This window comes from Candidatus Rokuibacteriota bacterium (genome assembly GCA_016188005.1).
In the GTDB taxonomy this organism is placed as follows: Bacteria; Methylomirabilota; Methylomirabilia; order Rokubacteriales; family CSP1-6; genus UBA12499.
Genome location: JACPIQ010000137.1, coordinates 1 through 15,975, shown reverse-complemented (window position 1 = coordinate 15,975; position 15,975 = coordinate 1). Strand labels below are relative to the sequence as shown.

At 70.9% G+C, this 15,975-nt stretch carries 12 protein-coding genes and 1 other RNA gene; all 13 read right to left on the bottom strand.

Going from position 1 to position 15,975, the window contains the following annotated elements:
* Positions 1-60: 60 nt before the first annotated feature.
* The 13 genes from HYV93_26025 to HYV93_25965 all read right to left on the bottom strand — a co-directional run bounded on the left by HYV93_26025 (position 61) and on the right by HYV93_25965 (position 15,576).
* Positions 61-1,443 (bottom strand): FAD-dependent oxidoreductase, encoded by a 1,383-nt coding sequence (locus tag HYV93_26025; protein MBI2529433.1) that lies wholly within the window; start codon positions 1,441-1,443, stop codon positions 61-63.
* Between the two features lie 18 nt (positions 1,444-1,461).
* Positions 1,462-2,292, bottom strand: a complete 831-nt coding sequence (locus HYV93_26020) for a carbohydrate ABC transporter permease (protein MBI2529432.1) — start codon at positions 2,290-2,292, stop codon at positions 1,462-1,464.
* The gene (locus HYV93_26015; protein ID MBI2529431.1) at positions 2,292-3,173 is read right to left on the bottom strand and encodes a sugar ABC transporter permease; all 882 of its coding nucleotides are present in this window, start codon (positions 3,171-3,173) and stop codon (positions 2,292-2,294) included. Before HYV93_26015 ends, HYV93_26020 begins: the two co-directional genes overlap by 1 nt.
* Before the next feature lie 13 nt (positions 3,174-3,186).
* Positions 3,187-4,485 (bottom strand): sugar ABC transporter substrate-binding protein, encoded by a 1,299-nt coding sequence (locus HYV93_26010; GenBank protein ID MBI2529430.1) that lies wholly within the window; start codon positions 4,483-4,485, stop codon positions 3,187-3,189.
* 218 nt (positions 4,486-4,703) lie between these two features.
* Entirely contained in the window at positions 4,704-8,675 is a 3,972-nt protein-coding gene (locus HYV93_26005; protein MBI2529429.1) for a DUF11 domain-containing protein, read from the bottom strand.
* 448 nt (positions 8,676-9,123) lie between these two features.
* On the bottom strand, positions 9,124-9,891 hold the full coding sequence (locus HYV93_26000; protein MBI2529428.1) for an SDR family oxidoreductase: 768 nt from the start codon (positions 9,889-9,891) through the stop codon (positions 9,124-9,126).
* A gap of 79 nt (positions 9,892-9,970) precedes the next feature.
* Positions 9,971-10,387: RNase P RNA component class A (rnpB, locus tag HYV93_25995), an RNA gene on the bottom strand.
* Positions 10,388-10,561: 174 nt separating this feature from the next.
* Entirely contained in the window at positions 10,562-11,140 is a 579-nt protein-coding gene (locus HYV93_25990; protein MBI2529427.1) for a Uma2 family endonuclease, read from the bottom strand.
* Entirely contained in the window at positions 11,137-11,715 is a 579-nt protein-coding gene (locus tag HYV93_25985; GenBank protein MBI2529426.1) for a Uma2 family endonuclease, read from the bottom strand. Before HYV93_25985 ends, HYV93_25990 begins: the two co-directional genes overlap by 4 nt.
* Before the next feature lie 85 nt (positions 11,716-11,800).
* Positions 11,801-12,973 carry a DUF790 family protein gene (locus HYV93_25980; protein ID MBI2529425.1) on the bottom strand — a complete coding sequence of 391 codons (1,173 nt, stop codon included), beginning with the start codon at positions 12,971-12,973 and terminating at the stop codon, positions 11,801-11,803.
* Complete coding sequence (locus HYV93_25975; GenBank protein MBI2529424.1) at positions 12,912-14,375, bottom strand: DEAD/DEAH box helicase; 1,464 nt, start codon at positions 14,373-14,375, stop codon at positions 12,912-12,914. The genes HYV93_25980 and HYV93_25975 overlap by 62 nt, the downstream gene beginning before the upstream one ends.
* 26 nt (positions 14,376-14,401) lie before the next feature.
* Positions 14,402-14,872 (bottom strand): ribonuclease HI, encoded by a 471-nt coding sequence (gene rnhA / locus HYV93_25970; GenBank protein ID MBI2529423.1) that lies wholly within the window; start codon positions 14,870-14,872, stop codon positions 14,402-14,404.
* On the bottom strand, positions 14,869-15,576 hold the full coding sequence (locus tag HYV93_25965; GenBank protein ID MBI2529422.1) for a hypothetical protein: 708 nt from the start codon (positions 15,574-15,576) through the stop codon (positions 14,869-14,871). The genes rnhA and HYV93_25965 overlap by 4 nt, the downstream gene beginning before the upstream one ends.
* Positions 15,577-15,975: the final 399 nt, after the last annotated feature.

Below are 15,975 nucleotides of genomic sequence, written 5' to 3'. Positions count from 1 at the left end.
ACGGTAGATCGAGCCAGCGGGAATATCAAGTGGGCGAGCCGGCGACAGGGGCGACGCCCGTCACGCGCGAGGGCCGAGATACGCCCCGCGCAGGATGAGGGCCTCCCGGACCCAGTCCACCGGCACGCGACGGGGCGAGAGACCCTCCGCCGAGGCGATGGCCGCGGCCGTTCCCGCCGCCTCGCCCATGGCGAAGGAGGGCGGCATCACGCGGATCGCGCCGAGTGCCTCATGCGTTGCCGAGACGCAGCGCCCGGCCACGAGGAGCTGCTCCACGCCCTTCGGGACCAGGCAGCGATAAGGGATCCGGTACACGTTCGCGGTCTCGCCCAGGTTCGACACGCCGCCCCCGGACCCCGTGGGGTCGTGCACGTCGATCGGATAGGCCGCGCAGGCGATGGTGTCCTCGAAGTCGCGCCCGCTCACGAGGTCTTCCCGGGTGAGCGTGTACTCGCCCTCGATCCGCCGGGTCTCACGCACACCCACCTGGGCCGCCGTGTCGACGAGCGTACAGCGCTCGAAGCCCGGCACATACTTCCTGAGGAACGCGAGGATCTCCATGACCTGCCGCCGCCCCTCGACCTCCGCCCGGGTCAGGTCTTCCGCCCTGGTGCCGTCCATGCCCAGGATGCGGCTGACGTTCACGCGCCAGACCCCCTCCTGGGGGCTCTCGTACATGCTCAGACGCTCGCGGGGGATGGTGTAGTCGCCGGCGGCCTGGGCTGCCGTGATGCAGCTCGCGAACGCCATCCGGCGCTCGATCTCCTCCGGGTGCGCGCGGAAGTAGGCGTCCACGGACGCGCGGTCGACGTTGCCCACCCGGAAGAACATGGTCATGGGCTGGGTCAGGCCGTCCGACTCGCGGCCTTGCCTGCACGGGACGCCGGCCCGCGCGGCGACATCCGCGTCGGCCGAGCAGTCCACCGTGATCGTCGCCAGCACGGCCTGGAGTCCGCCCTTGTTGTGCAGGATGGCCCCGCGCACCGCGCTCGCCTCCACGATGGGGTCGATGAAGATCGTGTGGAGCATCAGCTCCACGCCGGCCTCGAGGCAGAGCTCCGCCGACACGAGCTTCATCGCCTCGGGGTCGAAGGGGGTCACGCCGATGTGGCCGTGCTTCATGTAGGCCGACCGGGCCACGCCCGCCGGGACCTTGGAGGGATGGATGGCGCCGCCTATCTTCTCCATCCGCCCCACGAGCTCGTCGAAGACGCCGCGGATCACCTGCGTCTTGCCGTCGGCGCTGAAGGAGGTCATGAAGGGCCCGACCAGGCTCGCCGTGGCATTGCCACCCAGGAACCCGTAGCGCTCGACGAGCATCGTCCTGGCGCCAGCCCGCGCCGCGCCCACCGCCGCCCCGATTCCGGCGGGCCCGCCCCCCACCACGAGGACCTGGCACTCGCGGGTGACCGGAATCTCTCGCGCGTAGCGAATCGTCTGCATGGTCGGTCCCTCGCGGCCCTACTTCAACGCCCCCGCCGTCAGACCCTTCACCAGGTGCTTCTGGGCCAGGAAGGTGAGGACCACGGTCGGGAGCATGACCACGGTGCCCAGCGTCGCGATGTCGGTCCACTCCACCTGGAGCTCGCCGAGCCCCTGGGCGATGATCACCGGCATGGTCTTGGCGTGCACGCTCGTGAAGATGAACGCGAACATGAACTCGTTCCAGGCGAGCACGAACACGAACACCGCCGTGGCGGCCAGCCCCGGGGCGGCCAGGGGCAGCGTCACGCGCCGGAGGGCGCCGAGCCTCGAGCACCCGTCGATCATGGCCGCCTGCTCGAGCTCCACCGGCACGCCGTCGAGGAACGCCTTGATCATCCAGACGGCCAGCGGCGCGTTCAGCCCGGAGTATATCAGGATCAGCCCGAGATGCGTGTCGACGAGCTTCCACCGGTTCCAGAGGAGGAAGAGCGGGATCACCGTGGTGATCGGCGGCAGCAGGCGCGTGGCGAGGAGACCGAGAAAGAGCGCGGCGCGGCCGCGGAACGCGTAGCGGGAGAAGGAAAAGGCGGCGAGCGTCGACAGCAGCACGACGACCGCGGTCGTCGCCATCGCGACGGCCAGGCTGTTCTGGAGGTTGCCGAGGATCGTGCTGCCCTGGTGCAGGAGGAGCCGCCCGTATGACTCCACCTGCGGCGTGAAGAGGAACCGGGGCGGGGAGGCCAGCACGTCCACCCGGTTCTTGAACGACGTGAGGACGAGCCAGGCGATCGGCGCCGCCGAGAAGACCAGCAGGAGCGCCAGGAGCAGGAGCCGCGCGGCGCGATCCGCCAGCCCCGCGCGTCGCATCAGCGCTCCCCCTGTCGGGCCAGGAGCCGGAGGTACGCGAGACTCACCAGCGCTCCGATCCCGAGGATCGTGACCGCCAGCGCGGCTGCATAGCCGCCCTCGAAGTAGCGGAAGTACTGCCGGTAGACCAGGATGCCGAGCGGCAGGGTCGCGATCCCCGGCCCGCCGCCCGTCAGGATGAAGATCAGATCGAAGACGCGGAGCTTGAAGATCGTCTGGAACAGCAGGGCCACGGTGAGCGCGGGCACGAGCAGCGGCAAGGTGATGTGCAGGAAGGCCTGCCAGCGCCCGGCGCCGTCCACCTCGGCGGCCTCGTAGGGCTCCTCGGGGAGCGACGCCAGTCCGGCCAGCAGGACCAGGGTCACGAACGGGGTGGAGCGCCAGACCTCGGAGATGACGACGGCCACGCCCGCGGCGAAGGGCGCTCCGAGCCAGAGCACCGGGGGAATGCCGCCGAGGCCCAGCAGGAAGTTGACCAGCCCGTATTCCTTGGTCCACAGCAGGCGCCACACGAGCCCCACGACCACCGCGGGCACCATGTACGGGAGGAGGAGCAGGGGCGTCGCGACGCGCCGCCCCCGGGGCAGGCCGTTGAGGAGGAGCGCGCCCCCGAGGCCCAGCAGGAACTCCAGCGCGATCGTGGAGACGGTGAAAGCGCCGGTGAAGCCGAGGACGGACAGGAACTCGGGGTCGTCCAGCAGGAGTCGCTGGTAGTTCTCCAGGCCGACGAAGGTCGCCCGGGTGGGCGCCGTGATCCGCCAGCTCCAGAGCGAGAGCCACACGTTCTGGACGGCCGGATAGACGAGGACGACGCCCACCAGGGCGTAGACCGGGGCCAGCAGCACATACGGCACCAGCGGCCGCCACGGCCGAGCCCTCACGGGCGGCGTGCCGCTAGCGGAGCAGCCGCGCGATCTGCTCGCATGCCCCCTGCATGGCGGCGTCCGGCGTCTTGCCCCCGCGCAGAGCGGCGATGACCTCCGTGGAGATGATGTCCTGCATCCGGAACCAGTTCCTGTGCGCCGGCAGGGTGAGCGAGGCGCCGATGGCCTTGAGCCAGTCCTTGGCGAGCGGGAACTTCTTCCCGTACTCGGCGTTCTCGTAGACGGAGGCGCGCACCGGGCCGTTGTTGTACTTGAACGCCATCTCGAGCTGGTTCTCCCGGTTCGAGAGCCACTTCACCAGCTCCCACGCGGCGTCCTTGTTCCGGCTCTTCCGGTCGATGGCGAATGACCAGAGACTGTTCAGCGTGCGCCCCGACGGGACGCCCGGCGCGCTCGGGACCAGCCCCCAGCCGAACTTGCCGACGTGGGGGGTGGCCTTGGCGTCCTGCAGGAACCCCCAGTACGGCGAGAACATGATCCCCATGGCCGCGCGTCCTTGCTGGAGATTCCCGATGAGGTCATCCCGTGCGTGGGCCAGCATGTCCGGGCTCGCATAGCCCTTGCGGTGGACGTCCACGAAGGTCCTCGCCCCGGCCAACGCGGCCGGCTCGGTCAGCGCGCACCGGGTGTGGTCCTTGTTGAGGACGAGACCGCCGTGGGCGTACAGGTAGTTCGTGAAGTCGGTCACCACCTCGAAGCCGGGCTTGCCCCGTACGCTCACGCCGTAGACGTCGACCTTGCCGTCGTTGTTGGTGTCCATGGTCAGCGCCCGGGCCGCGGCCATGAACTCCTCCCAGCTCTTCGGCGGCAGGAGCCCCTTCTGCCGGAAGAGGTCGGCGCGGTGGTACAGCATCGCGGTGCCCACGCGGAAGGGGATGCCGACCTGGCGGCCGCCGAGCCGGAGGGACTCGACCAGCGATCCGATCAGGTCGTCCTTGGCATATCCGGCGTCGGCCGCCTTGAGCCGCTCCTCCAGGGGTTCGAGGAACTGCACCATCTCGCTCGTGTACATCGTGTCGATCAGGTTGACGATGTCGAAGCGGCCGGACCCGGCCACGAACTCGGCGAGCGCCTTCTCCTGGATCTGCTCCGTCGGCCCGGTCACGACCTCGACCTCGATGCCGGTGCGTTTCTTGAAGTCGGCGATCACGCCCGTCTCCTTGCCCATGGCCGCGTAGAGGACCGGATGGGTGAGGAGCGTGATCTTCGTGGCGGCGGCGGCCGGAGCGATCTGGCTCCGGACCCCCAGCAGCAGGACCATGACACCGATGATCGACGCGACCCGCGCCACGGCCTTGCGCTGCCTCATGGAGAGCCCTCCCGTCCTGGAACCACACCGCGCCCGGCACCCGACGCCCGGGATTGTACCAGGCCAGGCGCTCGGCGAACCAGCGGGGCATTTCGGCGGACCCGGACGCCCTCGCCCGAGCGGCGAGGGCCGAGGGCGGCGGACGGGTGCACCGCCCGCGGGGGGCGGAGGGAGACGTCCGGGCGAGGGCCCATCAGGCCCCCGCCCGGAGCCCACGCCTACTGGAGGTAGTCGTTGTCGTGCGCGCCACCATCGAAGTTCGAGTTGATCAGCCGGATGACCTGCGTGAGCTCGGAGAGCTTCAGGCCCGGCGGGACGGCCCCGCCCCCGAGGACGGAGTTGCCGAGGGCGAGCACATCGTTCACCGTCATGCCGGCCAGCTCGCCCTCCACGACGGTGAGGGTGGCGAAGCCCATGGTGGTGAGGCCGGCGGCCGAGAAGTCCACGTTGAGCCGGAGCGCCAGCACCTGGCCCGCCAGAGACGAGATCGGCGAGGTCGGGTTGACGTAATCCTGGGTGAGCTTGGCCGGCGTCCCGGCCTGGGGCAGGAAGGCGTCCACGGCCGCGGCGCTCGTGAGCGTGATGGTCTTGGTACCGCCGATCACCACGCCGCTCGGGTACACGAGGGCGAAGTGGTCGGCCAGGCGCTTGCCCGCACTGCTGCCGCTCGGCTTGGCGCCCCAGCCACTCTGCGTGTAGGTCGTGTACGGCGCGTGGGGCGGCGGCCCGAGGATCTGGACCGTCTCCTTGTCCGTCGCCGACACGGTCATGCCCCCCGCCGTCGCCGTGACCCTGGCGACGTTGGTGGCGGAGGTCGGGCACTGCTCCGGGCTCGAGTCGTAGTCGTAGTCGGCATCGTTGTCGTGGCCCGGCTTGTCGTCATCCCAGTGGCGGCTGCGATCCGGCCAGCCGTGGCTCAGGTCCCAGTCCTGGCGCCAGTCGCCGTTCCACCCCTTCTTCTGGTAGAGCCTGGGCGGCATCACCGTGCCGTCGGCGGAGGCGACGTAGGCGGTGGTCACGACGGCGCTGAAGAGGTTGGCGTGCGTCGAGCTATCGCCCTCGCCCAGCGTCCCGTCCACGTCGTGGGACGAGGTGCCGTAGCGGTCGACCACCCGGAACTTCGTCTTGTGGGCGTACGCCCGGCCGCCCGACCAGCCGCCGCTGCCCTGGTGGCTGTCGCGCCGATCTCTGGACTGCAGGTACGTGAACTTCGTCGTGCCGTCCTCGCGGTGCTCGGTGACGAAGGTGCCGCAGCTGCGCGTCTTGCCGGAGCTGTCGGTGCTGCACATCTTGGCCGGTGGCACGAGCGTCCGGGTGAAGGTCGTGGAGGCGCTGGCGGCCAGCGAGGCCACGCTGCCCACCGAGACGTCGTCCGCGGCATAGTGTGGCGTGCCGTTGTCGTCCACCACGTTCACGTTCGTGAGGGTCACCGTGCCCGTGTTGGTGACGACGTAGGTGTAGGTGACGCTCTCGCCGAAGACCACCGACTGCCTGTCGGCCGTCTTGGTCATCGAGATGGCCGGCGTCGGCGGGGCCACGAGGTGCACGGTCGCGCTGGCCGTGGCCGTCACCGCGGCGCTCCCCGCCGCCGCCGTCACCGTGGCGGTGTTGGTCGACGGCGCCGGGCAGAACTTCGGATGCCGCTTCGTGTCGTAATCGTCGTCGTTGTTGTAGCCCTCGTGGTCGGCGTCCCAGTGGCGGCTCCGATCCGGCCGGCCGTGAGCGGCGTGCCAGTCACGGGTCCAGTCGCCGTTCCAGCCCTTCTTGTGGTAGATGGCCGGCGGCTTCACCGAGCCGTCGCTCCTGGCGACGAGCGAGCGTGGCACGACGATGCTGAACGAGTTGGTGTGCGTCGAGCCGTCGCCGGTCCCGGGCGTGCCGTCGGCCAGGTACGACGAGAGGCCGTCGAGGCCGTCCACGCGGAAGCGCGCCTTGCTGCTGTAGGACCAGCCGCCCCACCAGCCGGAGCTGTCCGCATGACCCTCGCGGTCGTCGCGCGACTGCAGGTACGTGAACCTCGTGGTCCCGTCGTCCCCGTGCCGGGTGACCAGCGAGCCGCAGGCCCGGCCGGAGTCCGGGTTGCACAGCGTGGCGGGCGGGACCGCCGTGCGGGCGAGGGTCACGGAGGCGCCGGGGGCGAGCGAGGCCACCGTGCCCACCGTGAAGTCGTCGGCCGCGTAGCTCGGCGTGCCGTTGTCGTCCACCACGGTGACGGCCGTGAGCGCCACGTTGCCCGTGTTCGTGACGACGTAGGTGTAGGTCACGCTCTCGCCGAAGGCGGCCGTCGCCTTGTCCGGCGTCTTGGTGATGGAGACGCCTGGCGTGGCCGCGATGATCGTGAAGGCGGCGGGGTTGGAGGTGATCACGTAGTTGCCGAGCACGCTCGCCGGGGCGAGCGTCGCGCTGATCGGATACGAGCCGGCGGCCTCGCCCGGGGCGCGGCTGTAGGCGGCGGTGACCGCGTCTCCGGGAAGGAAGCCACTGAGGGTGCCGGCGAACGCCGGGTCCGGCATGCCCTCCACCTTGCTCGCCGGGTCCGGCGTCACCGCGGCCGGCGCCGGGATGATCGTGAAGGCGGCGGTGGTGTAGGTGATCGCGTAGTTGCCGAGCACGCCCGGCGCCGCGCTCAGCGCCGCACTGATGGCGTACGGGCCCCCCGGGACGGTCTCGCCCGCGGCGCGGCTGTAGGCGGCGGTGACGACGTCTCCGGCGAGGAAGCCGCTGAGCGTGCCGGTGAGCAGCGGGTCCGCCGCGCCGTACATCTTGCTCGCCGGGTCCGACGTCACCGCGGCCGGCCTCGGGGTGATACTGGCCGCCGTCGTGGCCGTGGGCGAGGACAGGCCGTAATTGCTCGCCTGGGCGCCGGCGAGGCTCACGGGGGCCGAGACCGGAATGCCAGTGCCCGCGCTCGCGGTGGCGAAGGCCGCGCCGCTCGTCGTGCAGCTCACGTTGTCGCCGACCGCGACGCCGCTCAGCGTGCAGCTGGTGATCGTGGCCGCGGTGCTCCCATCGTAGACCTTGTCGGCGGCCGTGATGGTGGCCGTCACGGTGGTCGTGGTCGTGCTCGTCACCGCTCTCGGCTCCCCCACGACGGCGAGACCGGTCACGTCGCAGAGGGAGAACAGGTCGAGACCGAAACCGCAATCGCCTCCTTGGAACGTGAGCGACGCGTTCACGTTCCCGGTGGCCAGATCGATGTTGAAGACCTCGCCGGTGAAGCCGTCGGCCACCCAGAAGGACGTCCCGCCATGGGCCAGAGCCAGCACCCACGGATAGAAGAGGCCGTCGAAGCTGTTCACGGCGCTGTAGTCCCTGAGCCAATTCCCCGAACTGTCGTACAGGCGTACCGCGCCGGAACCGCCGAAATCGCCATCGGCCACGAGGACGGGGTTCAGATAGGAGTTCCCATTGAGCTCAAGACTGCCGGGAAGAATCCGGAGGCTGCGCAGGGGGCCGTTGACAGGCAGCCCGTTGCCATCGAGGCATTCCGTCGTGGGACAGAGATCCTGACCCTGCGCCTGGGTGACTACGTTGAACCGCTTGATGTTGACCCCCTCGGACGTGTAGAGCATGGTCTGCTGGTCGGGGAGGAGATCGATCCACGCGGCGCCCCTGCCGAACGGCAACTCCTCGGCCGGTGCGAACGTGGTCACCAGGCTGCCCGACAGATCGAGCTTCAGAAGCTCGCCGCTGCCGAAGAAGAAGCCCACGCCGTCCGAGTTGCCGACATAGAGGTTCTGGCTGGAGTCCACGACGCACGAGCTGGGCGCGCCCCTGGTGACCCCGGACGGGTCGCCGAGGCCGATGAAACTCCCCGCGAAGTCCTCATCGCGACCGCCAGCCGTCGGCTCGAACTTGCTCATGGAGCGGGCGTCGAAATTCGTCGTGTACAGGTTCCCGGCGGCGTCAAAGCACATGCCGGTCTCTTCGATGCTTCCGCTGCTCGTGACCAAGCTTCCGCGGGGGGTACCGGTGGAGGAGTAGTGGCGAACCTCGCCCCGCGGAACGCCGTCGGGGGCAAGGCCGAGGCCGACCAGCACGTCGCCGAGCGCGAAGGGCGCTGCCTGAGCGGGCTGAGCCAGGAATGAGATGAGGGCCCCCATGAGGAGCAGGACGGCGGCGAGCGTGCCCGGCAAGATTCCCCGGCTGCGTCGAGCGGCCGCGGCTGGAAGGCTGGTGCGTTCACTCATGGGTGATGTCTCCCTGAAATGGTCCTGGAGTGGGGCTGGAGCCGTGACCGGCCCAGACGCGGATGCCGTTTCTTGTCGCCTCATGTCGAATTATCGGCAGTAGACGCCCGGAACCTGGCTGCGCCTTCCCTCAGGCACCGACCCCTTGCGGGGAATCCCTTACAGAGACGTCGCGCCGCCAGCGAGATAGCGCGGGGGCTCGAGATACGCGGAAAGACACGGTGCAATAGGTCCGGGGCTGTTCCGGCTGGGCCACCACCAGCACGCGGGGCTTGCTCGGCGATCGCGGGAATCCTCCTCGTGGGCGCTGCACTGCTCGGATTCCTGCATGGGTCATACCAGATGCCACGGACGGGGCCCAACATCTGGAAGGACGGCCGAGGCCCGGCTGGAGCGGGGAGGACGAGGAAGGGAAGCGAAGCGGGAGTGAAGGCCCGAGGGGCCGCCCTCAGCGCGCGCAGGTGTTGTGCCGGCCCCCGTCCACGAACACACAGTTGCCCGTGATCATCCTCGCGCGGTCTGAGGCCAGAAACAGGATCATGTCGGCCACCTCCTCGGGCTCCCCGACGCGGCCGATGGGGTGGGTGGTCCGGCTCCGCTCGACGAAGGCGGCGTAGTCCGCCTCGCTCATTCCGCTGCGCCGGTGCAGATTCGTCCGGGTCACGCCGGGATTGACGGCGTTGATGCGGATGCCCTTCGGGGCCAGCTCGAGCGAGGCGCACATCACGAACTGGTCCACCGCCGCCTTGCTGCAGCAGTAGGCCAGGACGTTGGGGAAGGCCCGCTGGCCGTTGACGCTGGAGACGACGACGATGTTGCCCTTGCGCGGGGTGAGCGCCGGCAGTGCCAGCTGGACGAGCCTGAACACCGACCGCACGTTGACGGCCATCATCTGATCCCACAGCTCGGGCGACGTGGTCTCGATGCTTCCCGTGCCGATCACGCCGGCCGCGGAGACCAGGACGTCCAGGCCCCCGAGCACGCGCGCCGCCTCGTCCGCCACGCGCCGGAGGTCCTCCTCACGCGTGATGTCCGCCTGGATCGCCAGGCCCCGGTCTCCGCCGGCGGCCATGGCCGCGCGCGTCGTATCCAGGGCCTGCCGGTCCCTCCCGACCAGCGCCACGCGCGCCCCCGCGGCCGCGAACCTGAGCGTCGCCGCCCGCCCGATCCCGCTCGTGGCTCCGGTCACCAGCACCGCCTTGTCCGTGAATGTCATCGCTCGGGGTCCTCCTGGGATGGTGCGGGGAGTGGCGCGGATGCAGCCGCCGTCCGGCGCGGGCGAGAAGAAAGAAAAGCGCCAGAGAAGGCCTGTAAGCCGGATCCTGTCACCCGGCCGCGGTTGCCCGCAGCCGGGGAGACGGTCATTTCTCTAGGACGCCGGTTGCCCGGCGCCTCCAGCGGCCATACCCGAGAGCCCCACGCGGGCCACGCTTCACCCGCGCACCGCGCGAACGCGGCGCCGGGATCGCTCTCCTATTTGGCCTTGCTCCGGGTGGGGTTTGCCGAGCCGGTGCGGTCTCCCGCGCCGCTGGTGAGCTCTTACCTCACCGTTTCACCCTTACCCCGCGGCTTGCGCCGCGTGGCGGTTTGCTTTCTGTGGCACTGGTCCGTGGAGTCGCCCCCCCTGGCCGTTAGCCAGCACCCTGCCCTGCGGAGTCCGGACTTTCCTCCCGCGCGAGTCGCCCCGCGCCGGCGACCGTCCGGCCTTCTCTGGCGCCAATCGAAGTCACCACTCAAAGAGCGTGGAGATGCAGACGGAGTATAGCACCGCGGCCTTGGCAGGGTGCGGCCCGGGCGGCAAGGTGGGGCCGCCATGGCGGGGCTCCCGTGCTTCCTCATCAGTGGACGACAGCGAGGTGGCGCATGCCCGACATGGACGGCCTTGGTCATGGCAAGAGGTCGGCGACGGGGACGCGCGCGGGCGGCGCTGCCAGCGGCGAGACGGTGTCGCCGGGACGGAGGGTTGTCACCGAGGCATAGCGCCAGCCGTAGGGCGCCGCGGGGTCCACGACCGGCTTGCGATACACCTCGAGGACGCGATCCACGAGATTGACGATCCAGTAGTCGCCAAGGCCGGCACGGGCGTAGAGGCTCCCCTTGTCGCGGCGGTCGAAGGACAGGCTCGACTCGGCCACCTCCACGGTGAGCACGGGCAACCCGGGATGGCCGTGGAGATAATCCCGGCGGGACCCCGGCACCACCGCCACGTCCGGCTCCGGCTCCGACTCGTCGTCCAGGGCCAGCGGCCCCTGAGCCCGGACCACCCACCCCGGTCCAAAGGCCGCGCGCAGCGTGTCGTCCACGAGGCCGACCGTGGTGAAGTGGCCACTCCCCTGCGGCTCCGAGACCATGAGCTGGCCGCCGATCAACTCGATGGGCTCGCCGGGCTGGAAGAGGCCGAGGTCGATGAGCCGCCCGTACTCGGCGCGGGTCCAGCGGCGCGTGCGGATCTCGTATGTGGTCATGGCAACAGGTCGGCGACGGGGACGCGCGCGGCCGGCGCCGCCAGCGGCGAGACGGTGTCGCCGGGACGGAGCGTTGTCACCGAGGCATAGCGCCAGCCGTAGGGCGCCGCGGAGTCCACGACCGGCTTGCGATACACCTCGAGGACGCGATTCACGAGATTGGCGATCCAGTAGTCGCCAAGGCCGGCACGGGCGTAGAGGCTGCCCTTGACCTCGCGGTCGGTGCCCAGGCTCGACTCGGCCACCTCGACGATCAGCGCCAGGCGGGCCGGGTGCCGGACCGGCTGCTCCTCGGGAGTCCCCGACACGACCGCCAGGTCCGGCTCGGGCTCGGACTCGTCGTCGAGGTCCACGGGCATCTGGGTGCGGACGGTCCAGCCCGAACCCAGGGCGGCCCGTAGCCTGTGGTCCACGATGGCGAGCGCCCAGGCGTGACGGCGTCCCTGCGGCTCGCAGACCATGAGCTGGCCGCCGATGAGCTCGATGGGCTCCCCGGGCTGAAAGACGCCGAGGTCGATCAGCCGGTCGTACTCGGCGCGGGTCCACCGCCGCAGCTGGAGAGAAGACGTGGCCATCGACTCCAGGCTATCCGCGGCCACACCGGGCGTCAATGTCCACGCGGGGAGACAGTTCCGGGCGGGACCCGGGGAGAAGGGGGCCTCAGCGCCGGAAGGACTCGAGGCGGGGCAGGAGCTCACGGAGCAGGATGCGGCTCTTGAAGGGCAGGACGGCCGCCGGCAGGGCGCCGGCCTGGAGGGCGAGGGACTGGCGGACGGCGACCAGGAGGTTCGGGCCCGTGACCCTCCCGAGCTTGCGGAACTTCCCCGCGAGGTACTCGGGCGTCCAGTAGCCGACGATCTCGAGCGCCACCTCCGTGCCGTCGGCATGGGTGAAGAGGAAGTCGGGGATGAGAAGGCTCGGGCCCGCCTCGATCACCGAGGCCTCGCGCCGGAGCCGCCAGCCCTCGCGCTCGGCGCCGAACTTCTCGGCCAGCGCGGCCTCCAGCGTGGAGTCGAAGAGCGCGGGGGCGGGGACACGCGAGCGCAGGCCCTCATCCGACGAGAGCGCGAAGGTGAACGGTCGCCAGCCCTTGCGCAACGCGATGTCGGCGGTGAGCTGCCAGTCGCGCGCCTGGACCAGGGCGGCCAGGAAGCGGGCGAAGTCCACCCCGTAGGCATGTGTGTGGCGCAGGATGGAGTTGGGCCCGTCGAAGACGAAGCGGTACCCGCCGCCGGGCGCCGGCTCGATCCGGTGGAGCAGCCGGGACAGCCGGGCGTACTGGACGATGTGCCTGAAGTCGCCGCGGGCCTCGACGGTGACCTGCAGGGCCGAGTAGAGGAGGGCCTGGGCCTGGCCGAGGTCGTAGTCGGCGCGCAGGTCCTCCGCGGTGTAGCCGTCGGGAAAGGAGCGGAGCTGGTGGAACTCCGGGTAATCGGCGTAGAGGAGGGCTGTCAGGTCCGCGTCCCGGGTCGGGCAGGCGCCGAACGCCTCGGTGACGATGGGGGCCCGCGCCTCCGGCTCCAGCAGGGGATGGCGGCCCGCGGCGCGCGCGAACACGCCCACCCGCCGCTCGGCCTGCCCGCGGCCCCGCGGCCACTCGTAGGTGGCCGTATCATCGAGGAGCTGGACGACGGCCTCGACGCGATCGGGGCGCAGCCCCTCCAGGGCGGCGCGGGCGGCGTCGCGGACCCGCCCGAGCCGATCGCCCAGGGAGGCGCGGTAGACGGCGAGGGCCCGGGCGAGGTGGGGCATGTCCTCGTCGCCCAGCCGATCAGAAGAGATCGAGCTGTTGCGCCTGTCCCAGTGATAGACGCGCTGCTGCCTTGTAAGCACCGCTTCGTCCCCGCCGGCGCGCCCGGGCCACGTCGGGCGTCTCCTGCAGCACCACCTCGTAGAGCCTCGCCGAGCGGTCGCCCGAGCGTCTGAGCAGCCGGCCGATGCGCTGCACGGCCTCCCTGACGCCCTTCTCGCCGCCGAGGACGACGCCCACCTTGAGGGCGGGGGCGTCCCACCCCTCGTTGAGGACCTCGCAGGCGCAGAGGGCCCGGATCGTCCCCGCGGCAAAGGCGTCCAGCACCGCGTTCCGCTCCCGCTTGTCCGAGTGCGAGGTCAGCGCCGGGATGAGGAAGCGCGTCGAGACATCCAGCGCCATCCGGTTGGACGCCGTGAAGATCACGCATCGTTCCTTGGGATGCAGGCGCAGGATGTCCTCCACCACGCGGAGCTTCTCCGCCGAGCGGTGGATCAGCGCGAGCTTCCGCCGGTAGGCGCGCAGGACCTCGCGGGCCTCGGCGTCGGTGCGGGAGCGCCGCGTGAGGTCCGTCCACTGGAAGCCGGGCTCCTCCCGCCGACGCTCGATGAGATAGGCGCGGACCCGGCGGGAGAGCTGGTCGAACTCCGCCTGCTCCTCGCGCGCGAGATGAATGGGCACGCGGATGAGGCTGTAGTCGGCGAGGGTCTTGCCCCTGGCGGCATCGATCCCCTCCCGGAAGACCGTGGGGCCGATCAGCCTGTCGAGGAAACGCTCGCGCCGGTCGGCCCGCTCGGGAGTGGCCGTGAGGCCCAGGCGCATGGGGGCGAGGCAGTCCAGCGCGCTCTCGTGGAGCGTCGCGCCGGGGAGATGATGGGCCTCGTCGAAGACGACGAGCTGGTAGCGGTTGCCCATCTCCTTCATGTGGATGTAGGCGCTGTCGTAGGTGGTGACGGTGAGGGGCCAGATCTCCCGGCGCCCGTCGCCGAGCACGCCCGCGTCGAAGCCGAGCCCCTGGCGGATGCGGCGCTGCCACTGGTACATGAGGTCGCGGAGCGGCGCCACGACCAGGGCCGAGACGCGGTGGCGGGCGATGATGGACAGCGCGATCTCGGTCTTGCCGGTGCCTGTGGGCTTGACGATGACGCCGCGCCCGCCGGCCTCTTCCCAGGCGAGGATGGCTGCCTCCTGGTCCGGCCGCAGTGGCGGCAGCGACGGGTGCAGCGGAGGGCAGTCGAAGAAGCGCTCAGCCTGGTCGTCGAGGGAGAGCCGGTACCGGGCCGCATCCTCGCGCAGGCGGGCGTGCTGGAGCGCCTCGGTGCGCCAGGCGCCCACCCGCTCGTCCCAGACGAGGTAGGCCGGGACGCGCGCCGTCCGGGGCGCCTCCAGGCGCAACGAGCCGCGGTCGAAGGAGAGGACGGCGCTGCTCTCGGGAGCGGCGGCGGCCGCCGGCAGACGGCGCGAAGCCTTGCCCGGTCGCGCCATGCCCCCCTCCTAGGCCGGTGTCGCCTTCATCGCGAGCCTGTCTGCATGCGCTCGATGGCGGCAGTGGCCAGCCGGTCCGCGCGCTCGTTGAGGGGGTCGCCGGCATGGCCCGCGACCTTGTGCCACTGGACATCGTGCCGCTCGGCCAGCGACAGGAGCGCCTCCCAGAGGTCGCGGTTCTCCACGGGCTTCTTCTGCGCGGTCCGCCAGCCGTTCTGGCGCCAGCGCACCCACCAGCGGTCGCGGAAGCAGTTGACGACGTAGGCGCTGTCGCTGTAGACGGCCACGCGGCGGCGGCCCGGGAGCGCGCGGAGCCCCTCGATGACGGCGGTGAGCTCCATGCGCTGGTTGGTGGAAGAGGCCTCGGCGCCGGACAGCTCGCGCTCCGTCTCACCGTCGATGATGATGGCGCCCCAGCCCCCGGGACCCGGATTGCCCAGGCACGCGCCGTCGGTGTAGAGGGTGATGCGGGTGACGCCGGCCGCGGCGGGACTCAGGCGGGCCAGTAGAGGTACCGCCCGCAGGACTCGCAGGGGATGGGGGCGTTCTGCTGCTTGAGCTCCTGGAGGCGCTGTGGGGTGATGGTCATCCGGCAGCCGGAGCAGAGATTGGGCAGCGTCACCACCGTCAGTGCCAGCCCCCCGCGGCCCCGGAGCAGCCGCTCGTAGTCGGCGAGGACGTTGGCCGGCAGCTCCCGGGCCACCGTGTCCCGCTCGCCGCGCACCACGGCCAGCTCGGCCTCCACCGCCGCCAGCTTGTCGCGGAGGGCCTTCTCCCCCGCCGCGCCGTCGGCCTCGGCGGCCGTGAGCCGCCCCTCGGCCTCCTTGATCTCGGCGGCCAGCCGCTCGTGGCGCTCCATGAGCGTGAGGATCTCCTCCTCGATCCGGGCCTTCTGCTGCTTGACCTCCTCGATCTCGGTGAGGACGGCCGAGTACTCCTTGTTGGTCTTGACCTGGTAGAGCTGGGCCTCGAACTTCTGGCGCTTCACCTGCGAGTCGTCCAGGTCCTTCTCCCGGGCGCGGGTCTCCTTGCGCGCGGCCTCCAGGCCAGCCCGGGCGGTCTCCACCTGCTTGCGCATCTCGTCCAGGCCGGCCCGGAGGCGGGCGATCTCCTGCGGCAGCCTGGCCGTCTCGGTCTCGAGGCCGGCGATCTTGGTGTCGAACCTTTGCAGCTCTATGAGCGCCCTCAGCTGCCCGTCCATTTATTCACCTGGCACGGGCACCCGGGCTGTCGCCCGCCCGTGCCCGCCGCGAACCCGGACTCATGTTGTTCACGTGCGCTGCGTCCGCCGCTGTGACGCCGGGCGGGCACCCGGGCTGTCGCCACGCCCGCCCCCGCCGCGAATCTGGGTTCATGTCGCTCCCTCGCGCGATGTCAGCCGCTGTCACGCGGCACGGGCACCCGGGCTGTCGCCCGCCCGTGCCCGCCGCGAACCCGGACTCATGTTGTTCACTTGCGCTGCGTCCGCCGATGTCACGCGTGGCGAGCCCCCGGGCCGTCGCCAGGCACGGGCGGGCGCCAGCCCGGGGGCCCGTCGCCCGGCACGGGCGGGCGCCAGCCCGGGGGCCCGTCGCCAGGCACGGGCGGGCGACAGCCCGGG